This is a genomic window from Streptomyces sp. T028, from assembly GCF_048159505.1.
Taxonomy (GTDB): domain Bacteria; phylum Actinomycetota; class Actinomycetes; order Streptomycetales; family Streptomycetaceae; genus Streptomyces.
The window spans coordinates 42,654-64,566 of record NZ_JBLRVZ010000041.1 but is presented as its reverse complement, the minus strand read 5'-3'; the positions used below and the strand labels follow the sequence as shown (position 1 = coordinate 64,566).

15 protein-coding genes are annotated in these 21,913 nt (G+C 72.5%); 5 read left to right on the top strand and 10 right to left on the bottom strand.

From position 1 onward, the window contains the following. The coding region (locus tag ACLZN2_RS35755) for a DUF6350 family protein (RefSeq protein WP_416983656.1) at positions 1-1,248 on the bottom strand (1,248 nt) is incomplete at its 3' end. Between the two features lie 123 nt (positions 1,249-1,371). On the opposite strand from ACLZN2_RS35755, the gene ACLZN2_RS35750 reads away from it, so the two are divergent. Beyond that, complete coding sequence (locus ACLZN2_RS35750) at positions 1,372-2,271, top strand: RNA polymerase sigma factor (RefSeq protein ID WP_416983655.1); 900 nt, start codon at positions 1,372-1,374, stop codon at positions 2,269-2,271. Positions 2,272-2,453: 182 nt separating this feature from the next. On the opposite strand, the gene sucD is transcribed toward ACLZN2_RS35750, so the two are convergent. From sucD to ACLZN2_RS35715, 7 genes are all read right to left on the bottom strand, one after another. Continuing rightward, positions 2,454-3,338, bottom strand: coding sequence for a succinate--CoA ligase subunit alpha (sucD, locus tag ACLZN2_RS35745; RefSeq protein WP_416983654.1), 885 nt, complete (start codon positions 3,336-3,338; stop codon positions 2,454-2,456). 21 nt (positions 3,339-3,359) lie between these two features. Beyond that, the gene (sucC, locus tag ACLZN2_RS35740) at positions 3,360-4,538 is read right to left on the bottom strand and encodes an ADP-forming succinate--CoA ligase subunit beta (RefSeq protein ID WP_416983652.1); all 1,179 of its coding nucleotides are present in this window, start codon (positions 4,536-4,538) and stop codon (positions 3,360-3,362) included. A gap of 477 nt (positions 4,539-5,015) precedes the next feature. After that, positions 5,016-6,239 carry a hypothetical protein gene (locus tag ACLZN2_RS35735; RefSeq protein WP_416983651.1) on the bottom strand — a complete coding sequence of 408 codons (1,224 nt, stop codon included), beginning with the start codon at positions 6,237-6,239 and terminating at the stop codon, positions 5,016-5,018. Between the two features lie 144 nt (positions 6,240-6,383). Then, a complete protein-coding gene (locus tag ACLZN2_RS35730) occupies positions 6,384-7,202 on the bottom strand; it encodes a hypothetical protein (protein ID WP_416983650.1) in 819 nt (272 codons plus the stop codon). Between the two features lie 96 nt (positions 7,203-7,298). Then, positions 7,299-8,477: a VWA domain-containing protein gene (locus ACLZN2_RS35725; RefSeq protein ID WP_416983649.1), complete on the bottom strand. Its 1,179-nt coding sequence runs from the start codon at positions 8,475-8,477 to the stop codon at positions 7,299-7,301. Further along, positions 8,474-10,972: a DUF5682 family protein gene (locus ACLZN2_RS35720; RefSeq protein ID WP_416983648.1), complete on the bottom strand. Its 2,499-nt coding sequence runs from the start codon at positions 10,970-10,972 to the stop codon at positions 8,474-8,476. The genes ACLZN2_RS35725 and ACLZN2_RS35720 overlap by 4 nt, the downstream gene beginning before the upstream one ends. Positions 10,973-11,156: 184 nt before the next feature. Beyond that, positions 11,157-12,287: an ATP-binding protein gene (locus tag ACLZN2_RS35715; protein WP_416983647.1), complete on the bottom strand. Its 1,131-nt coding sequence runs from the start codon at positions 12,285-12,287 to the stop codon at positions 11,157-11,159. Positions 12,288-12,443: 156 nt separating this feature from the next. Here ACLZN2_RS35715 and ACLZN2_RS35710 point away from each other — a divergent pair, with 156 nt between their 5' ends. After that, positions 12,444-13,802, top strand: coding sequence for an SWIM zinc finger family protein (locus tag ACLZN2_RS35710; RefSeq protein ID WP_416983646.1), 1,359 nt, complete (start codon positions 12,444-12,446; stop codon positions 13,800-13,802). A 20-nt stretch (positions 13,803-13,822) separates the two neighbouring features. Beyond that, positions 13,823-15,673 (top strand): DUF5691 domain-containing protein, encoded by a 1,851-nt coding sequence (locus ACLZN2_RS35705; protein WP_416983644.1) that lies wholly within the window; start codon positions 13,823-13,825, stop codon positions 15,671-15,673. A 130-nt stretch (positions 15,674-15,803) separates the two neighbouring features. On the opposite strand, the gene ACLZN2_RS35700 is transcribed toward ACLZN2_RS35705, so the two are convergent. Beyond that, the gene (locus ACLZN2_RS35700; protein WP_416983643.1) at positions 15,804-16,205 is read right to left on the bottom strand and encodes a cobalamin B12-binding domain-containing protein; all 402 of its coding nucleotides are present in this window, start codon (positions 16,203-16,205) and stop codon (positions 15,804-15,806) included. Between the two features lie 353 nt (positions 16,206-16,558). On the opposite strand from ACLZN2_RS35700, the gene ACLZN2_RS35695 reads away from it, so the two are divergent. Next, positions 16,559-17,473 (top strand): esterase/lipase family protein, encoded by a 915-nt coding sequence (locus ACLZN2_RS35695; RefSeq protein ID WP_416983642.1) that lies wholly within the window; start codon positions 16,559-16,561, stop codon positions 17,471-17,473. Positions 17,474-17,763: 290 nt separating this feature from the next. Then, a complete protein-coding gene (locus ACLZN2_RS35690; protein ID WP_416983641.1) occupies positions 17,764-19,263 on the top strand; it encodes a M23 family metallopeptidase in 1,500 nt (499 codons plus the stop codon). A 75-nt stretch (positions 19,264-19,338) separates the two neighbouring features. Here the strand turns inward: ACLZN2_RS35690 and pcrA are convergent, their stop codons facing one another. After that, entirely contained in the window at positions 19,339-21,834 is a 2,496-nt protein-coding gene (gene pcrA / locus ACLZN2_RS35685) for a DNA helicase PcrA (RefSeq protein ID WP_416983640.1), read from the bottom strand. Between the last annotated feature and the right edge of the window lie 79 nt (positions 21,835-21,913).

Here is a 21,913-nt window from a genome sequence, read left to right as displayed (position 1 = left end):
CACCCACACCACCACCGCACCCCCCACCTGCCACCCCACCGGCCCGAACCGAGCCATCACCCCCACCCCCAACGCCCCACCCGCCAACCCCGCGAGCACCGCCACCACCACCCCGCACCCCACACCCGCGGCCACCACACCCCCCACGGTCCGCCACCGCGACCACGCCTCGACCGGCGCCTGAGCCACCCCACCGCTGGACCCAGCCCCCGCACCCCCCACGAACACCCCCACCACCACCCCGGCCACCACCGGCACCACCCCGGCCGCCCAGTTCCACACCGTCCCCGCCCCCGCCTCCGGCACCGCCGCCAGCAGCGGAAACGGCGGCAGCATCGGCGCCGGATCGGACCCCAACGGCGTCACCACATGCCCGACCCCCAGCACATACCCGGGCCCCACCGCATACGCCGCCCCCCACACCGCCGCGTTCGGCACCAGCGCCAGACACAGCAGCAACACCGCGAACCGCCCCGACCACCCCTCCGTCAACTGCAGAAACGCCCCCCGAGCCGCCCCGGCGTGCCACACCGACGACACCGCCACCAACAACGCCCCGCCCCCCACCAACGCCCCGGCCCCGGCCACCGCGGCCCTTCGGGCCACCGCACCCCAGCCCACCGCGCCGTCCCGCCCCGGCACCTCACCCACGCCGAACAGCGCCCTCCCCACCCACCCCGGCACCACCCGCGCGAGCGGCTCACGAGGGCGCCCGTACGCCGACCACACCCCGACCCCGGCCGCCGTCACGGCCACCGCCGGCACACACAGCACGGTCCACAGCCACGAGGGCCGCAGCACACCCCCGGCCGCATAGCAGGCCACTCCCACGCCCACCCCGAGATACCCCGCCACAACCCCCGCCCAGGCAGTGCGCGCACCGACCGCCACGCCCCCTTCCTCACCCCCGCCCTCGACCGCGTCCCGAGCAGCCCGATGCACCAGCCACACCGGCAGCACGAGCAGCAGCAACGGCGTGACCCCGACCGGCGCCGGCACCCCGGACAGCGTGTCGACGCGCACCAGTTCCGCCCCGTGCGCCAGCAACCACAACGCGGCGGCGACATGCAACGCCCCACCCGGCCCGCTGTCCGGATACGGCGAACTGATCCACAACACCATCACCAGCACGGCGAACGCCCCGAGCCCCAGCCCGGCGGCCAGCACCCCGCCGAGCACGGAGGCCACGAGCCCCGGCGAGCGATCACGCATACGGGAGGAGAACGAAGACGGCGTCACACCCGCCATCGTCCCAACGACACGCGCTTTCCGGGCGTAACAGGCGAACCATCGCCGTGTCACTCAATATACGGTTATGTTCTTTTTCGTACGAAGCAGCTCCCTTCGCCGCCGCACGCGGGGGGCGTACGCGTGAAGAACCCGAAGCAGAACCAGAAGCAGTACCCGGAGCAGAACCCGAAGCAGAACCCGAAGCCGCCCCTGCTGTCCGGACAGCGCTCCGCCCTTCGCACCCGCCTGACACCCGCTCAGGCCTTCGACGCGCTGTACGCGTTCTGCGCCCCCGCCCTCGTACGGCAGACCTACCTCCTCTGCGGCCGCCGCGAACTCGCCCGCGAATCGGTCGAACAGGCCTTCCAACTCGCCTGGCAGCGCTGGCCCGAGGTGGCCGTCGACCGGGACCCGGCGAGCTGGGTGCGGGCGGCCGCGCACGAGTACGCGCTCTCCCCCTGGCACCGGTTCCGCCCCCGCTTCCGGCACCCCGAACCCCCGCCCGCCGACACCGCCGACCGCGCCCTGCTCGCCGTACTCCAGGCACTCCCGCCGTCACAGCGCCGTACGCTCCTCCTCTACGACGGTGTGGGCCTCGACCTGCCGGAGACCGCGGCGGAGACGGAGGCGAGCACACCGGCGACCGCGCACCGCCTGCTGCACGCGCGGGAGGCCCTCGCCGCGTCCCTGCCCCAGCTGGCCGACCCCGCCGCGCTGCGCGCCCGCCTCGCCGAGTTGGCCTCCGTGGAACGCCTGCGCGCGGCCCGCCCCGCGACGGTCCGGGCGGGCAGCGAACGCCGCGCCCGCTTCTGGACCCGGGCGGCGATCACCTTCACGGTGGCCGTCATCGGCGCGACGGCCCTGACCCTGCGCACGGCCCCCACCCGGTACGACCCCCCGGTCCCCCCGGGCACCACGGTCCAGGGAATCCCCCCGGAGGCCGCCCCGGGCAGCCTGTCGAAGAAACAGACGGCCCTGAGGAAAAAGCTCACATCAAACCCGGCAAACGGCCCCGAACGCCTAACCCCCCAACCCCGCTGACGGCCACAGCCTCCGTAGCTGCGGGCAGTCGTGCCTCCCCCAGTGCCTTAAAGGCCTGGGAGGTACCCCCAGGCGGCACGGGTGGGCGCAGCGGCACCCCGCAAGCGCGGGCGAGCGAAAACACCGGTGGGCCCGCCCCCACCCCGGGGAACGGGCCCACAAGCGTTCACTCAGGAAGCGGTTCAACCGGCGAGAATCTCCCGCGCCAGCTTCGCCGTCTCCGTCGGCGTCTTGCCCACCTTGACGCCGGCGGCCTCAAGGGCCTCCTTCTTCGCGGCGGCCGTACCGGAGGAACCGGAGACGATGGCGCCGGCGTGGCCCATGGTCTTGCCCTCGGGCGCGGTGAAGCCCGCGACGTAGCCGACGACCGGCTTCTTCACGTTCTCCTTGATGAACGCCGCGGCCCGCTCCTCGGCGTCGCCACCGATCTCACCGATCATCACGATCAGGTCGGTGTCGGGGTCGGCCTCGAAGGCGGCCAGCGCGTCGATGTGGGTCGTACCGATGACGGGGTCGCCGCCGATGCCCACCGCCGACGAGAAGCCGATGTCACGGAGCTCGTACATCATCTGGTACGTCAGCGTGCCGGACTTCGACACCAGGCCGATACGGCCCGGCTTGGTGATGTCGCCCGGGATGATGCCGGCGTTCGACTGACCGGGGGTGATCAGACCCGGGCAGTTCGGGCCGATGATCCGGGTCTTGTCGCCCTTGGACACGGCGTACGCGTAGAACGCGGCCGAGTCGTGGACGGCGATGCCCTCGGTGATGACGACCGCGAGGGGGATCTCGGCGTCGATGGCCTCGACGACGGCGGCCTTGGCGAAGGCCGGCGGCACGAAGAGCACGGACACGTTGGCGCCCGTCTTCTCCATGGCCTCGGCGACCGTGCCGAAGACAGGGATCTCGTTGCCGTCGATGTCGACGGACGTGCCGGCCTTGCGGGGGTTCACGCCACCGACGATGTTCGTGCCGTCGGCCAGCATGAGCTTGGTGTGCTTCATGCCCGTGGCACCGGTCATGCCCTGGACGATGACCTTGGAGTCCTTGTTGAGGAAGATAGCCATGGCTGTCTGAGTCCCTCTTCCTTACTTCGCAGCCGCGAGCTCGGCGGCCTTGTCGGCCGCGCCGTCCATGGTGTCCACGCGCTGCACCAGCGGGTGGTTGGCGTCGGAGAGGATCTGACGACCCAGCTCGGCGTTGTTGCCGTCCAGACGCACGACGAGCGGCTTGGTGACGTCCTCGCCGCGGTCCTCCAGGAGCTTCAGCGCCTGGACGATGCCGTTGGCGACCTCGTCGCACGCGGTGATGCCGCCGAAGACGTTGACGAAGACGGACTTGACGTCCGGGTCGCCGAGGATGATCTCGAGACCGTTCGCCATGACAGCCGCGGAGGCGCCACCGCCGATGTCGAGGAAGTTGGCCGGCTTCACGCCGCCGTGGTTCTCACCGGCGTACGCGACGACGTCCAGGGTGCTCATGACGAGACCCGCGCCGTTGCCGATGATGCCGACCTCGCCGTCGAGCTTGACGTAGTTGAGGTTCTTCTCCTTGGCGGCGGCCTCGAGCGGGTTGGCCGACGCCTTGTCCTGGAGCGCCTCGTGCTCCGGCTGACGGAACTCGGCGTTCTCGTCCAGGGAGACCTTGCCGTCCAGGGCGATGACGTCACCGGAGGCGACCTTGGCCAGCGGGTTGACCTCGACGAGGAGGGCGTCCTCCTTGATGAAGGTGTCCCACAGCTTGACGAGGACGTTCACGACCTTGTCGGCGACCTCGGCCGGGAACTTCGCGGCCGCGACGATCTCGCGGGCCTTCTCCTCGGTGACACCCTCGTTGGCGTCGATCGGCGTCTTGGCGACGGCCTCGGGGCGGGTGGCCGCCACCTCCTCGATCTCCATGCCGCCCTCGACGGACGCGATGGAGAGGAAGGTGCGGTTGGCGCGGTCGAGGAGGAAGGAGACGTAGTACTCCTCCAGGATCTCCGGGGCGGTCTCGGCGATCATCACCTTGTGGACCGTGTGGCCCTTGATGTCCATGCCGAGAATGTCCGTCGCGCGGGCGACGGCCTCGTCCGGGGTGGCGGCGAGCTTCACGCCACCGGCCTTGCCACGGCCGCCGACCTTCACCTGGGCCTTGACGACAGACTTGCCACCGAGACGCTCGGTGGCTGCGCGGGCCGCCTCAGGCGTGTCGATGACTTCACCGGCCAGCACCGGTACATCGTGCTTGGCGAAGAGGTCCCTCGCCTGGTACTCGAACAGGTCCACGCGCTTCCGTCCCTATCAGTGATCTAGCGGTTCGTTGGATGCGTGGGCGTGCCGCGAAGGGCAACGTGACGTCCGCATGGGTCACAGGGGAAGCGCACACGGTGTCCGAGCGCGCGGCATGTCCGTCTCGCAGGTTATCTCTGCTTCCCGGAGGCCTCTAAATCGCGGGTCACACCTGAGCGGTGATACCTGTCACATGATGTCGCCCTCACTGACACCCAGTGTCGCGCGTGCGGGGCCTCACCGGGTTGGGGTTGACCCGGTGAGGCCCCTTGAGCAGCCCCTAAGGGGCTCAGGGCGGGCGATCCCCACCCCAATGGGGACCCCTCGCCCCCCTCCATGAGGCGCCGGCCGAACAGTCCGACGGCTTTCGGCCGTCCGGGCCTGTCACCTCACGAAGATCACGGGAAGCGCCGCGAAGGCGCTGGGGGAAGAACGCCGAGCGGTCTCATGCGTACAGCTCGGTCGTCGTACGGCTCAGACGTCGTACGGGGCGACCGTCCCGGCGGCGACGCCCCGGACGCCGGTGACGGCGTGGCCGGTCAGCTGCCCGGCGTCGCCCTCGACGGTTCCGGTCAGGTCCTGCGCGAAGGGCACGGTCCGCCCGGCGACCCCGCCGGCGAGAGAACCGGCCTCACCGACGACACCGGCCGCGAAGGGAGCGGCCTCGCCCTCGACGCCGTACGCCAGCCCGGTGGCACTGCCCGCGACCGGCCGGACAGTCTCGGTCACGGTCCCGATGACGGCGTCCACGACGGGCTCGACGGCCCCGGTCACCCCGTCCGCGAACGGCGGAACGTGCCCGGCGACCCCGTACGTCAGATCGCCCGCCTGCCGGACCAGCCCGTGCGTGCACGGCTCCACGACGCCGACGACCCCGTCGGCGTACGGCCGCACGTCGCCGACCACGCCGTACGCCAGCCCGTCCGCGTCCACGACGGCCTGCCCCGCGACCGGCACCACCCCGTGCACGGCGGTGTTCACGACAGGCGGCAGCACCGCGTCCACGGTGTCCCCGGCGACCTGCCCGACGAGGCCGGTGGCGTAGGGGACGGCCCGGCCGAGGACGCCGCTCGCGTACCCGACCGCCCTCTCGGCCGCCTCGTCGGCGACCGGCGAGAGCCCGTCCACGGCGGTCGTGACCAGGGGCGGGACGACCGTGGACCGGGCGCTGTGGAGCTTGGTCCGGTCGGCGGCGAGGGCCTGCTCCAGGTCGGGGGCGAAGGCGGAGAGCGGGCCGAAGAGGAAGTCGACGGCGCTGCGGTTGTCGTGGGGGGCGTCCGGGAGGGCCGCAGCCTGTGCTTCGGCGGCGGCAGCGCCGGCCTCGGTGGCCTCAGCCGCGTCGGCGGCGTCGGCGGCGTCGGCGGCGTCGGCGGCGTCGGCGGCGTCGGCGGCGTCGGCGGCGTCGGCCTTGGCGACTGTGGTCGCGGCGGTGGACCCGGCCTTGCCCGCGAGCTGTGTGCCCGCCCGCAGCGCCTGCTCCGCGCGGGCGGCCCTGGCCCCCTGGATGACCTGGGCGGCACTGCTCTTCGCCCTGGCCGCGGCCTTGGACCGGATGTGCGTGACGGTGTCGGCGACCGTGTCCTGTGTGGAGACGGAGCTGGCGGGCAGTTCGTCGGCGCTGGCCGCGGCGGAACCGAGCGCCCAGGCACCGCTGACACCGGCGGCTATGACGAGGGAACGGCGAATGTTCTTGTTCATGCGTGCGTCAGATCCTTTGGGGGTTCCGAGACTTCGGAAGGCTTGGGACGTTCCGGCGCCGGAGCAGGGGAACTCCGGGCGGGTGGGCAGACCTGTTCCACCCCCGCGCGGCAGGTCTGCAACGGGGGAAGGGGCTGCCCGGTCCTAGCCGGGGAAGACCGGAATGTCCCGGTGCCCGTCCCGGGTTCCGTCCGCGTCCGACCGCACGGCACCGCCGGACACCAGCGGCACCGGCATCCGGTGGGACACCGTCACGGCATGCGCGTCGCCGTGCCGCGACGCCCCGCCGTCGAGAGTGGACGCACCGCCCAGCAGACCGCTGGGCACACCGCCCGGCGCGCGGTGCGCGGGGGCGTGACCGGCGCCGATGTGCACCGGGTTGTGCGAGGCCGCGCGCACGCCGGCCGCATCTCCGAGGGCGGGGACGGGGACGGGAACCACGGGTCCGTACGACACCGTGGCCGCGTCGGCCGCCTTGTGCTCCGGGGAAGCGTGCCGGAACCGGTCCCCGTCGGGCGACGAGGTCACCGGGGAGTCCGGCGCAGGCGTCTGGACGACGGGCACGGGAAGGGTCTGCACCGGAAGCGAGGGCGGCTCGGAAACGTCCGGCAGATCCGGCAGATTCGGCAGATTCGGCAACGACGAGACGGGCAGTTCCGCGGTGGCCTCCGCCACCTTCTCGGTCACCGCCGTCACGACCTCACGAAGAGGCTGCAGGACACGGTCGGTGTGCACAGCCGGAACCGGACCCGAGGTCGGAGCCGCCTCCGAAAGGGCTGCCGTTACGTCCTTCACGGACGCCGTCGTCCCCTCCGCCGCCTGCGCCTGCCCCCCACACAGGAAGCCGAGGGCGAGCAACCCACCCACCAACAGCGCCAGTTGCAGCGCACGCCGCCCGGCCGCCTCGCGCAGGACGCACAGAACGCGCAGAGCGGCAGCGGGCAGAACGGTGGGTGAGGTCAAGAAGGGAGGATCCTCCCGTGCGAGGGAACGTGCCGTCGATCCTTGCACGCGACTCCCGTGGTGGCGCAACCCCCCTGTTACCGATGGGTAGTCATGTCATCCATGTCCTTTTTGTGCGTCCGGCACGGGAAGCGGACGCCTCTCGATCGCCGCCGCCATCACCTCCGGGAACAGGTCCGGTGTGCAGGCGAACGCCGGTACGCCCAGCGCCGCGAGCGCCGCCGCGTGCTCATGGTCGTAGGCCGGAGCCCCCTCGTCCGACAGCGCCAGCAGCGCCACGAACTGCACCCCCGCCCCCTTCATCGCCTCGACCCGCTTCAGCATCTCGTGGCGTATGCCGCCCTCGTAGAGATCGCTGATGAGCACGACGACCGTCTCGGCGGGCCTGGTGATGTGCGACTGGCAGTACGCGAGCGCCCGGTTGATGTCCGTACCGCCACCGAGCTGTGTGCCGAAGAGGACGTCGACGGGGTCGGCCAGTTGGTCGGTGAGATCGACGACCGAGGTGTCGAACACGACGAGCCGGGTGTCGATCGACCGCATGGAGGCGAGCACCGCCCCGAAGACGGAGGCGTGGACGACCGAGGCCGCCATCGACCCCGACTGGTCGACGCAGAGGACGACCTCCTTCTTCACGGACCGCGCCGCCCGACCGTGCCCGACCAGCCGCTCCGGCACGACCGTCCCGTGCTCGGGCAGGTAGTGCTTCAGGTTGGCGGCGATCGTGCGGTTCCAGTCGATGTCGTGATGACGGGGCCGGTGAACGCGGGCACTGCGGTCGAGGGCGCCGGTGAGAGTGGCGCGGGTACGCGTGGCGAGCCGCTTCTCCAGGTCCTCGACCACCTTGCGCACGACGGCCCGTGCCGTCTCCTTCACCGTCTCCGGCATCGCCTTGCTGAGCGAGAGCAGCGTGCCGACGAGGTGCACGTCCGCCTCGACCGCCTCGAGCATCTCCGGCTCCAGCAGCAGCGCCGACAGCCCCAGCCGGTCGATGGCGTCACGCTGCATCACCTGGACGACGGAGGTGGGGAAGTACGTCCGGATGTCCCCGAGCCATCGCGCCACGGACGGCGCCGACGCCCCGAGCCCCGCCGAACGGTCCCGTCCCGCAGCCGGTCTCTCCCCCTTCCCGTAGAGCGCGGTGAGCGCCCCGTCCATCGCGGCGTCCCGCCCGGACAGCTCCTGCCCGGTACCGTCCGCCGCGTCCCCACCCAGCACCAGCCGCCAACGCCGCAACCGCTCCTGAGCCGGATCGTTCCCCTCGACGACCGTCATCTGCCCACCCCCGCAAGGTTATTGCCCTGACCCCCTGGGCCAGGGGCATCACCGGCGTCGGCAGAATCGCCGGGACCGCCGAAGTCGCCGTCCAGCCCCAGCAGCAGCCGCACCACCGGCAGCACCGCATCGGCCCGCTCGGCGTCGGACTCGGGCGCGAACCCGGGCACTCCCGCCCCCGGCCCCGCCGTACTCGCCCGCTCCCCCGGCCCCCGCCGCACCAGCTCGCCGAGCGTTCTGCGCACCCCCGGCTCATACGCCGAGAACGTCCGCCGCAGCAACGGCAGCACATCCGTGAACGCCTCCGCCGGCACCCTCGTGAGCCATCCGTCGACCAGTCCCAGCAGCCGCTCGTCGTGCACGAGCAGCAGCCCTCCCCCGGATCCGCCACCGACGAAGCCCTCGATCCACGCGGCCGCGTCCCCGGGCGGCGTCCCCGGCGACAGCGCGAGCCCCATGAGCCGGGCCGCCTCCTCCTGTCCCACCTCCCCGTCGTCCAGCAACAGCCGCACCACGCGCCCCCGTACGACGCCCACGACCCGGTCCCGTCCGGACAGCCCCCGCAGCACTCCCCGCCAGCGCGCCCGCAGCTCACCGTGACCCGCGAGCGGGCCGTCCCCCGTCAAGGGTGTGTGCTCTGCGTCCCTCCGCAGTGCCACCGTCTCCTCCAGCAACCCCACCGCCCCGTGCACCGCGTCCACATGGCGCCGCATCTCCTCCGCCGCGTCCGCGTCCAGGCCGGTGCAGGCCGGGGGCAGGCCGACGAAGATCCGTTCGGCGAGGCCCACGGCGACCTCCGTCAGGGCGCCGGTGTCGGTGCCGCGCACATCGCCGTAGCGCAGGGAGCGGACCAGTGCGGGCAGCGCCTGGGCGAGATGGCCGACGTCCGTGTCAAGGGCCGCCCGGTCGGTGAGGACCCGCATCACGGTGGGCAGCGCGTCCGGCAGGCCGGCCAGCAGGCAGCGCTCGGCGAGCGCGGTCACCTCGGCGAGGCCTCTCGTGGTGACGGCGTCCGCCTCCGTCTTCGCGGTCGCCGCCGCGCGTACGGTCGTCCCCCACACCCCGGCCTCGGCGACCCGCACGGACAGTTCCGGCTCCCAGCGCAGCCGCCAGGTCTCCCGGAAGGTTCCCGTGCCGCCCCGCGAGACGACGGGTTCTCCCCATTCCACGCCCAGCAGCCGCAGCCGGTGCAGCAGTCTGCTGCGTCCGGCGTCGGTCTCCTTGCGCAGATCGAGCTCCGTCTCCCGCTCCGCCGCCTCCGGTCTGAGCCGCAGCCGACGCTGCTCCCGGTCGAGGTCTCGCTGCAGGGGCACCGCCGGCGCACCGGCCGGCACCTGCCCCAGCACGTCCCCGACCACCAGCCGGTCCCGCACCAGCGCCAGCGGTATGTCCGACCCGTCACACAGCACGGCCCGTACCGCGTCGGTGGTCTCACTCAGGCCGGGCAGCGGCCGGCCGCGCAGTGCGGCGAGCGTCTCGGCGAGCCGGACCGCCTCGATGACATGCGCCGAGGACACGATCCGGTCCTCCGCGCGGAGCAGCCCGGCCACCCTGGTCAGCCATCGCTCGATCGGCCGGTCCGGCGCACCGAACAGATGCGCGTACCAGCCGGGTGAGTCGATCCCCGCCCCGTATCCCCCCTCCCGTGCCAGCCTGCGATGGGTCCACGGCACCCAGGTCAGATCGGCCCTGACCTTCGCGAGCCCTTTCAGCAGGGCCCGGTCGTCGGCGACGGCGGCCTTGCGGCGCAGGGCCGGCACATGCCAGGCCCCGCACACCACGGCCACCGCGCCGTCCCCGAACTCCCTCTGCGCCGCCCGCACCTGGAGCCGCATGTACGCCTCCCGCACGAGATCCCGGTGGCCCTCCGCGCCCTCGTACGTCTCCCGCACCGCCGTCATGGCCTCCTCGACGGCGGCGAAGGGTGCGAGCGGATCCTGCCCACCCACGCCCCGGTGCTCGACGACGTCCTCCCACCAGCGTTCGGCGTCGTCGTACCCCGCGGCCTCGGCGAGCGCGCCGAGCGGATCGATCCGTACTCCCTCGCCCGCCTCGCCGCTCTGTCGCTCTGCGGCCTGTCCCTCGGGAGCCTGTCCCTCGGGGGCCTGTCCTTCCTCCGTGTCCGCCCGGCCGTCCCAGGCCAGGGTGTGGGTGGCGGGGAGGTCGATGAAGCGGGCCGGAACGCGCCGCTCCAGCGCCCAGCGCAGTGCCACCCACTCCGGGGAGAACTCGGCCATCGGCCAGAACGCGGAGCGGCCCGGCTCGTCGACGGCGTGGGCGAGCAGCGCGACCGGCGGCCGCATGTCCTGCCCGGCGGCGAGGGGAATCAGTGTGTCGGCCTCGGGCGGCCCTTCGATCAGCACGGCCCGGGGCCGGGCGGCCTCCAGCGCCGCCCGCACCGCCCGTGCCGACCCGGGTCCGTGATGCCGCACGCCGAGCAGCAGCGGCCGGCGCACGTCACCGGCCGACCGGCCGCTCTCGTGGATCCCCGTCATCGCTTCCCCCGTCATCCCGTCCGTGTTCCCGCGTACGTCCTCACGCGCTCACCCGCTCACGCGCGCGGCCAGCGCGAGTCCTTGTCCTCGTTCATGTGGTTCATGTGCTTCATGTGGTTCATGTGCTCACCCCCCTTCGGTGCCGGTCTCGGTCACGGCCATCTCGAGTCCTTGTCGTTCCGGTTCACGCACTCACCTCCCTGCAGGCGCGGTAGAAGTCGGTCCAGCCGTCGCGTTCGCGGAGCACCGTCTCCAGGTACTCCTGCCAGACGACCCGGTCTGCGACCGGATCGCGGACGACCGCGCCGAGGATTCCCGCGGCGAGGTCGCCGGGCCTCAGCACGCCGTCGCCGAAGTGCGCGGCCAGGGCGAGACCGCTGGTGACGACGGAGATGGCTTCGGCCGTGGACAACGTGCCGGTGGGAGACTTCAGCTTGGTGCGGCCGTCGGCGGTGATGCCGTCGCGCAGTTCGCGGAAGACGGTCACCACACGGCGGATCTCGTCGACCCCGTGCGGCACGGCCGGCAGCTCGAGGGAGCGGCCGATCTGGTCGACACGCCGCGCCACGATGTCGACTTCGGCGTCGACATTCGCGGGCAGCGGCAGCACCACCGTGTTGAAGCGGCGGCGCAGAGCGCTGGACAGTTCGTTGACCCCGCGGTCCCGATCGTTGGCAGTGGCGATCAGGTTGAAGCCGCGGACCGCCTGAACCTCCTGCCCCAGTTCAGGTATCGGCAGCGTCTTCTCCGACAGGATGGTGATGAGTGTGTCCTGAACGTCGGCCGGGACGCGAGTCAATTCCTCGACGCGGACCGTCGTCCCCTCCGCCATGGCGCGCATGACCGGGCTGGGGACGAGGGCGTCCGGGCTCGGGCCGTGCGTCAGCAGTTGCGCGTAGTTCCAGCCGTAGCGAATCGCCTCCTCCGGGGTGCCGGCCGTGCCCTGCACCAGCAGGGTCGAGTCACCGCTGACCGCCGCGGCCAGGTGTTCGGAGACCCACGTCTTGGCGGTTCCGGGCACGCCGAGCAGGAGCAGGGCGCGGTCGGTGGCGAGGGTGCTGACAGCCACCTCGACGATGCGGCGCGGGCCCACGTATTTCGGTGTGATCGCCGTGCCGTCGGGCAGGGTGCCGCCGAGGAGGTAGGTGGCGACGGCCCACGGCGACAGCCTCCAGCGGGCCGGGCGGGGGCGGTCGTCCTGGGCGGCGAGCGCGGCGAGTTCTTCGGCGAAGGCGTGTTCGGCATGCGGCCGCAACGCCTGCGCGGGCTGGGTCTGACCGGGTTTCACGAACGTCGGGTCTACGGACACGGACATGGCTGAGGTCCCCTCCAGCTTGGCCGGTTCGGGTCTGGTGTCCACCGTGCACCATCCCACTGACAATGCGTTCCGACCTGCGGAAACGTCTCGGATCGGAGATGCGGCGGGCGCTCGCGGGGCCGATTGTCAGTGGGGGGATCTACCTTCGATGGCATGACTCAGCAGGAGGTGCGCTGGACCGCGGACCAGGTGCTGGCACTGGCGCCTGACTCCGCGTCACGCAAAGCGGGGAGCAAACTCGGCGCGGCCGGCGCCTGGTCGGGGACGGGCAGTTCGCGGGAGGGGACGGTGTGGGGGGTGTGCAGCGGCGACGGCGCGTCGTACCGCACGGTCGTCGACACCGCGGCCACTGCCACCGCCCGTGGCGCGGCGTACGACTGCACCTGCCCGAGCCGCAAGTCCCCGTGCAAGCACGCGCTCGGGCTGCTGCTGCTCTGGTCGGCCGGGGAGGAGGAGGCTGCGACGGGGCCGGCGCCGGACTGGGCCGAGAAGTGGATCGCGCGCCGGCGCGGGCGCGCACGGGGGAAAGGGGAGGCGGCCTCGGCGGGTCCCGGTTCCGGCGCGGCCGATCCGGAGGCGGCGCGCCGGAGGGCGGAGCGGCGCGCCGAGCGGATCACCGCGGGCGCGACGGAGCTGGAGCAGCGCCTGGCCGACCTCCTGCGCTCCGGTCTCGCCACGGCCGAGGGGTCGGGCCCCGGGCTGTGGGAGGAGACGGCGGCCCGCATGGTCGACGCCCAGGCCCCCGGACTGGCGGCACGGGTCCGGGAGTTGGGGGCGATCCCGGGTTCCGGCGCCGACTGGCCGGTGCGGCTGCTGGAGGAGTGCGCCCTGCTCCACCTCCTCGACCAGGGCTGGCTGCACCGCGAACGGCTCCCGGACGCCCTGGCGGCCACGGTCCGCTCCCGCGTCGGCCTGACCGCCCGGCCGGCCGGACCGCCGCTGCGCGACCACTGGCTGGTTCTCGCCCAGACCGACACGCCGGACCCGAAACTGACGACCCGCCGCATCTGGCTCCACGGCGCCGCCTCGGGCCGCACCGCCCTCGTCCTGTCCTACGGCGCCGCCGGCCGCGCCCCCGACCTCGCCCTTCCGGTCGGCCTGGCCCTGGACGCGGAGCTGTCCGCCTACCCGGGTGCCGGGCGACAGCGGGCGGCCCTGGGCGAACAGTTCGCGCCCCCCGCACCGACCACGGCCCGCCCACCGGGCCTGACGACGGCTCAGGCGGCCGCCCGCTACGGCGAGTCGCTGCGCGACGACCCCTGGCAGGAGTCCGTCCCGGTGACCCTGGACAACGTCATACCGACCCCGGACGGCACCTTCTGGCAACTGGCCGACGCCGACGGCGACACGGCCCTGCCCCTCACCCCCACCGCCACGTCCCGCCCCGGCCTGTGGCGCCTGGTCGCCCTCTCGGGCGGCGCCCCCGTCAAGGTGTTCGGCGAGTGCGGCCACCGGGGCTTCACCCCCCTGACCGCCTGGCCGACCCACCCGGGAGAGGCGGTCCGCCTGTGACCGAGCCGGAGGGGACACCCATGCCCACCACACCCACAGCCACGAACCCCACGCCGTCCGCCCCGACACCGACGACTCCCACCCCGACACCCGCGACCACCGACCCGACCGCCACGCCGTCCCTCCCGACGCCGACGACTCCCACCCCACCCACCACTCCCTCCCTTCCCGCGCCCACGACACCCACCCCAGCACCCACGACCACCGAACCGACCGCCACTCCACCCGCTCCCGTCCCCACGCTCACGGCTGCCGCCCAGGCACCCGCGGCCACCGCCCCCACCTGGGACGACCTGGTCACCGCGGCTCTCCTGGGCACGGACCGCCATACACCACCCGGGGCCGCCCCCGGCCGGGCGGCGCCGTCCGCCCTGCTGGACGCGGCGGCCGCCGAGACCGTACGGCGCCGGGCCGGGCTGCGACCTGGCCGGGCCGCACCACGCCCGGAACCGGCCCCCGCCGACCCGCGCCCCACGCTGCCCACGCCCGCGGCCCGCAGACTCGCGTTGCTGCTCGCCGACCGCCCCGGCACCGGCGGAGCCGGCCGCAGGGGCACGGCACCGGACCTCATGGAGCTGCTGCCGCAGTGGCTGGCGGCGGCGAACGCGCGCGGCTTCGCCCCGCCCCCGGAGGCCCTGCCCAGGCTGCTCGACGCGGCACGCGGGCGCACGGACCTGCGTCCGGCGGCGCTGCGGTTCGCGGGCCCGCGCGCCCTGTGGCTCGCCCGGCTGAACCCGGAGTGGCGGTTCGCGCTGCGCGCCGCGCCGGGCGGGGACGCCTCGCTGCCGCGCCCGGAGGAGACCGGGCGGATCGAGAAGCTCTGGCAGGAGGGCCTGTTCGCCGAGCGCGTCGCCCTCCTGGCGTCCCTGCGCCGGCGCGCCCCCCACGCGGCCCGCGCGCTGCTGGAGTCGACCTGGCCGACGGAGCGCGCGGAGGACCGCCTGATGTTCCTCGACTCGCTGCGCACCGGCCTGGGCGAGCGGGACGAGCCGTTCCTGGAGGCCGCGTTGGCCGACCGCAGCCGCAATGTGCGGGCGACGGCAGCCGAGTTGCTGTCCGCGCTGCCGGGTTCGGCGCTCGCCGCGCGGATGGCGGTCCGGGCCGCCGCGTGCGTGGCCGTTGACCATGGCTACGACACTCCGACCCTCACCGTGGAGGCGCCGCACGAGTGCGACGCGGACATGGAGCGCGACGGAGTCGCCCCCAAAGCCCCGGCCGGCCGGGGTGAACGGTCGTGGTGGCTCGGCCAGTTGGTGGAGGCTGCCCCGCTCGGCGCCTGGCCGGCGCGACTGGGCGGACGTACACCGGAACAGATCGTCGCGCTCCCGGTGGCCGACGACTGGCTGGGCGAGCTGCACGCGGCCTGGTGCCGGGCCGCCGTACGGCAGCGGGACGCGGCCTGGTCGCGGGCGCTGCTCGGACCGCCGTCCGCGCCCGGGGCGGGCGGACCGGGCGCGGTCTCCCTGGCCGAGCGGGCGAAGCTGCTGAGCACCCTGCCGGCGGGCGAACGGGCGGAATGGGTCGCCGGGTTCATCGCGGTCCACGGGCTGTCGGAGGCGTTCCAGCTGCTCGGCGTGTGCGCGGTGCCCTGGGCCGCCCCGCTCGGCGGGGCGGTGGTCGACGCCCTCAACATCGCACGGGACGCGGGGAGTTACCCCTGGAGCTTCAGCGGCGTGATGGGTCTCGCCGAACGCTGCCTGGACCCGTCGGAGGCCTCCCGGCTGGACGCCCTCCTGGCCGTCCCCGACGAACCGGAGGACGCGTCACCCGGCGCCGGAGGCTACTGGGCGGAGGCGTTCCAGCGCCTGGGCACGACCCTGCGCCTGAGAGCGGTGATGGCCCAGGAACTTGGCGAAGGCCAGACCCCCTAGGCAGCGCCCCAAAGGGGCGCGGGGAACTGCGCAAAGGGGCGCGGGGAACTGCGCGACCAGCCACGACGCCGCCGCAGACGAAAGACGCCATATCACGGCACCTCCAGCGGAGCGTTCACGTCCCCGTCGGCTATCCCACGTGCTCCCGGACCCACTCCACGATCGACGCCGTGGTCGCCCCGGGGGTGAAGATCTCCGCGACCCCCTTCTCCTTCAGCGGCGCGATGTCCGCGTCGGGGATGATCCCCCCGCCGAAGACCAGGATGTCGGCCGCGTCCCGTTCCCGGAGCAGTTCGATCACCGCGGCGAAGAGCGTGTTGTGCGCCCCGGACAGGATGGACAGCCCGATCGCGTCGGCGTCCTCCTGGATCGCCGTGTCGACGATCTGCTCCGGGGTCTGGTGGAGCCCGGTGTAGATGACCTCCATGCCTGCGTCGCGCAGCGCCCGGGCGATCACCTTGGCGCCGCGGTCGTGGCCGTCGAGTCCCGGCTTGGCCACCACCACCCGGATCGGACCGGATGCCACACCCATGACTGCCTCCCTGAAGCGGCTTCGCCCGCTCTCGACGGCCCGGACACCCCGTGCCACACACCCGGGGAAGTGAACGAACGTTATCGCCAGCATCCCGCAACCGGCCGTTTCGTGGCGTGGACCAGCGGGGAAATCACACAATGGGACAGTAACGGGAGCCGCAAACGAGGTCGCCGTACCGCCGCGCCGCAGGCCGCGCGCCGCGGCGGTACGGCGCATCGGTGCAAGCGTGACGGGAGCCCGGGGCCAAGGCCCCCTCCGCCCGCCCGGCAGCCGATCTCCTCCGCCGCGCCTCCCACGAGGGCACACGGGGGACAGAGACGTCCTCGGCGTGTGCCGACAGGAGGTCGGCGATGCAGGTCACCAGGGTGCTGCAGCCCTTTCTACCGCTCTACCGGCGTCTGCTGCCGGACCTTGGGAACCTTCCGAACATCCCCGGCAGGCTGGCCGGACTCTCCACCGCCCTGCTGAAGGCCACTGTCCTGGACCTCGCGATCCTCGCCGGCCATCTCCTGCTCTACCCCTCCGGCATCGCCCAGGAGCGCCGCCCAGCCGCGCTCCCGTCTGCGGAAAACAGCGGGCCGAACGAAAATGGCACCGAGTGCCCCACCCAGCTGCCCACACAGGCCCCGCTCCCGGTCATCCTGCTCCACGGTTTCATCGACAACCGCTCGGTCTTCGTCCTGCTGCGCCGCAGCCTCGCCCAGCACGGCAGGCATCGCGTGGAGTCGCTGAACTACTCCCCCCTGACCTGCGACATCCGCACCGCGGCCGAGCTGCTCGGGCGGCACATAGAGGAGATATGCGCGCGCACCGGCAGCACCCGGGTCGACGTCGTCGGGCACAGCCTGGGCGGCCTGATCGCCCGCTACTACGTGCAGCGGCTGGGCGGTGACGTCCGGGTCCGCACGCTGGTCACGCTCGGCACCCCGCACTCCGGCACCAAGGTGGTGCCGCTGGCGAACGCGCACCCGATCGTGCGCCAGATGCGCCCCGGCTCGGAGGTCATCGAGGAGCTGTCCCGGCCCGCACCCGGCTGCCGTACGCGGTTCGTCAGCTTCTGGAGCGACCTCGACCATCTGATGGACCCGCTGGAGACGGCCCGGATCGACCACCCCGACCTGCTGGCGCAGAACGTCCGGGTGACGGGGATCGGCCATCTCGCCCTGCCCGTCCACCCGGCGGTCGCGACCGGCATACGACAGGCTCTCGACACCCCGGAGACGACCACGGCCGAGGCCCGCACCGGCGGCCTGACAGTGGCCTGACGGCGGCCTCACACCCCGCCGCCCCACGCCTCGACACCGCCCGGACAACTTTTCGACAGCGCTCGACGGCCGTTCGAGACCCCTTCCCCTCGAACACTCTTCGAACATAGGGCCAAACCCGCGCCCGCCGTCCCCCGAAACACGGCCGATTGCCCCTTTCCTGCGAGCACGAAACCTGCGGAAGATTGTCGTGCCCGCATACCGCCGGGTACAGTCGCCGCACTGCTCTGGCAGCCCCTGTTGTCGAGGCGAGAGAGAAGTTGGTGAACGACCGTCACCCGTCGGGGACCATGACCCCCCCGGCTCCGGCTTCCGACGCCGACTCCACGCCCTACGCGTCGTACGGCACCCAGGAAGCCCAGTACGACGGCTTCACCTCGTACAACGGCTACGACACCGGCACCCACCACTCCGGGCACTTCACGGCCGACCCCCTCTTCGGCAGCCTCCCCGGCGACGCCACGAGCACCGGCACGGGCAGCTTCGACAGCGCCTACGGCACCGGGCAGTGGACCACCGGCGGCCACCCGACGACGGCCGGCACCGGTAGCCACCAGCTCCACGACACGGGTGGCCACCACACCCTGAACTACGACCCGTACGCGGCCCAGCACCATGCCGCCTACGACTCGGGCGCGTACGACACGACCAGCTGGACGACCGGGCACCAGCAGCTCCCGCTCATCCCGCCGCAGACCTCCGTGTCCGACACCAGCGGCCACTGGGACGCGAACGCCTGGCTGCAGCCGGACCAGTCCGGTAACCCCGCCGACCAGACCCAGCACTGGGAATGGGGTACCCAGACCTTCGACACCGGCGCCTACGACGCCACGCAGTGGAACTCCGACAGCGGCGAGGCCGGGACCACCCCGACCTCCGGCACCGCCTCCGACGAGTACGAGCAGTCGGCCGGATACGACGAACAGGCCCCGGACGGCGGCGAGTTGTCCGCCACCGGCGAGCTGCCCGCCGTGTCCGAGCAGCCCCTCCTGGACGAACAGGAGGAGACCGTGCCGGCGCCTGCCACCCGCGCTGCCGCCCGTAACGCGAGCCGTTCCCGCCGCCGTACGCCCGCGAGGCGCTCCGCGCTGCTGACCGTGGCCGTGCCCTCGGCCTGCGTGATGGGGGTCGCCGGAATCGCCGCCGCCTCCGTCGGCACGCTGACCGGCGGGGACGACAAGGACACCACGGCCTCCGCCTCGGACGCGCAGGCGGTGAAGCCATCGGCCGCCAACAACAAGCTGGACTCCCAGCTCGAGACCCTCAGCGCCGAGGCCGACGACTTCGCCGACCGGGCCAGCCGGACGCAGGAGCGCATCGACCTCAAGGCGCAGCAGGAAGCCGAGAAGAAGAAGGCGGCAGCGGAGGCGGCCCGCAAGGAGCGGCTGCGCCCGAAGTACGCCCTCCCGGTCGCCGCGCGCGGGCTGAGCGCCTACTTCGGCCAGGCCGGCGTCAACTGGATGTCCCAGCACACCGGCATCGACTTCCCGGTCTCCTACGGCACGACCGTTATGGCGGCGACCGATGGCACCGTACGGACGCAGTGGAACAGCGCCTACGGCAACATGATGATCGTGACGGCGAAGGACGGCACGGAGACCTGGTACTGCCACCTCTCCAGCTACCGTGTCGCCTCCGGTACGACGGTGAAGGCCGGCGACCCGATCGCGTACTCCGGGAATTCCGGCAACTCCACCGGCCCGCACCTGCACTTCGAGGTCCGGCCGGCCGGCGGTTCGGCCATAGACCCGCTGCCGTGGCTGCGCAGCCACGGGCTCGACCCGACGTAGAGCCCCCGTCGCCTTGGTGTGAGCCCCCGCTGTGGAAGCGGGGGCTCACTCATGCCCATCTGAGCTGCGGCTGCCTTACAGCTTCTCGACCGGCGCGTACCGCAGCAGCAGCCGCTTGGGCTTGCTGTCGCCGAAGTCGATCGTCGCCTCCGCGTTCGCGCCCGTGCCCTTCACGCCGACGACCGTGCCGAGTCCGAACTGGTCGTGGGTGACACGGTCGCCGACGGCCAGGGCCACCACCGGCTTCTCCGCCGCGCCCCGGCGTGTCGCGAACCCGGAGGCACCGGCGGCCGTGGAGCGCGAGCGCGTCGAGGACAGGGAGGCCGCCACCCCGGACACCGGACCGGAGGACACGGGCGCGGTCGCCCCCGTCCGCTTCCAGTCCACATGAGTCGCCGGGATCTCCTCCAGGAACCGCGACGGCGGGTTGTACGACGGCTGCCCCCAGGCGCTGCGCAGCGAGGACCGCGTGAGGTAGAGCCGCTCACGCGCGCGCGTGATGCCGACGTAGGCCAGGCGGCGCTCCTCCTCCAGCTCCTTGGTCTGGCCGAGGGCGCGCATGTGCGGGAACACGCCGTCCTCCATGCCGGTGAGGAAGACGACCGGGAACTCCAGGCCCTTGGCGGTGTGCAGGGTCATCAGAGTGATGACGCCGGAGCCGTCCTCGTCCTCGTCGGGGATCTGGTCGGAGTCGGCGACGAGCGCGACCCGCTCCAGGAAGTCGGCGAGACCGCCGGTGGCCGCGCCCTCACCCTCGGCCTGCTCCTGCTCGAACTCCAGGGCCACGGCGGCGAGTTCCTGGAGGTTCTCGATACGGGTCTCGTCCTGCGGGTCGGTTGAGGCCTGCAACTCGGCGAGGTAGCCGGTGCGTTCGAGCACCGCCTCCAGGACGGTCGCGGGGCCCGCGCCGGACTCGACGATCGTCCGGAGCTCCTCCATCAGCACGTTGAACCGCTTCACGGCGTTGGTCGACCGCGCGGCCATGCCGTAGGCCTCGTCGACGCGCTTGAGCGCCTGCGGGAAGCTGATCTTCTCCCGCTGGGACAGGGCGTCGATCATCGCCTCGGCGCGCTCGCCGATGCCGCGCTTGGGCACGTTGAGGATGCGGCGCAGCGGGACCGAGTCCTCCGGGTTGGCGAGGACACGCAGGTAGGCCAGGACGTCCCGGACCTCCTTGCGCTCGTAGAAGCGGACGCCGCCGACGACCTTGTAGGGCAGGCCGACGCGGATGAAGACCTCTTCGAAGACACGGGACTGGGCGTTGGTGCGGTAGAAGACCGCGACGTCGCCGGCCTTGGCGTCGCCCGCGTCGGTGAGGCGGTCTATCTCGTCGGCGACGAACTGTGCCTCGTCGTGCTCGGTGTCGGCGACATAGCCGGTGATGCGCGCACCCGCGCCCGCGTTGGTCCACAGGTTCTTGGGGCGGCGGGACTCGTTGCGCTCGATGACCGCGTTGGCGGCGGAGAGGATCGTCTGCGTGGAGCGGTAGTTCTGCTCCAACAGGATCGTCGTCGCGTCCGGGTAGTCCTCCTCGAACTGGAGGATGTTGCGGATCGTCGCGCCCCGGAAGGCGTAGATCGACTGGTCGGCGTCACCGACGACGCAGAGCTCTGCGGGCGGGACGTCGTACTCGCCGGGGGGTACGTCGACCGGGTGCTCGGAGGTGCCGACCAGCTCCCTGACCAGGGCGTACTGGGCGTGGTTGGTGTCCTGGTACTCGTCGACGAGCACATGACGGAAGCGGCGGCGGTAGTGCTCGGCCACATCGGGGAAGGCGCGCAGCAGGTTGACCGTCGTCATGATCAGGTCGTCGAAGTCGAGGGCGTTGGCCTCGCGCAGCCGCGACTGGTACATCGCGTAGGCCTGGGCGAGGGTCTTCTCGAAGCCGTCGCCGGCCTGGGCGGCGAAGTCCTCCTCGTCGATCAGCTCGTTCTTCAGGTTGCTGATCTTGGCGCTGAAGGACTTCGGCGGGAAGCGCTTGGGGTCGAGGTCAAGATCACGGCAGACCAGGGCCATGAGCCGCTTGGAGTCGGCTGCGTCGTAGATCGAGAACGACGACGTGAAGCCGAGCTTCTTGCTCTCGCGGCGCAGGATGCGCACGCACGCGCTGTGGAAGGTCATCACCCACATCGCGTTCGCGCGCGGGCCGACGAGCTGCTCGACGCGCTCCTTCATCTCGCCCGCGGCCTTGTTGGTGAAGGTGATCGCGAGGATCTGGCCCGCATGCACGTTGCGCTCGGCGAGGAGGTGGGCGATGCGGTGGGTGAGCACACGGGTCTTGCCGGAGCCGGCGCCGGCGACGATGAGCAGAGGGGTGCCGGCGTGGACGACGGCCGCGCGCTGGTTGTCGTTGAGTCCCTCCAGGAGGGCGGCCGCGTCGAGCGCGGGGCGGGCGGCGCCGTCGCGGTAGTACACGTCCCGGTCCGGGGGCGCGTCGAACTTCCCGCCGAACAGATCGTCCGGAAGCGGCTCCGGAACGTGATCGTCCTCGGGCGGCGGCGGGGGTTCCTCCTCATGGCCGGCGGGGGCCTGGAGGTTCGCCAGGAAGCTGTCGTCAAAGAGGCTGCTCATCGCTCTCCGAGTCTAGGGCGCCCCACTGACAACGCGGGGCCGTCCCCCGAACATCTCCGCTCCTCACCTTCCGAGGCGG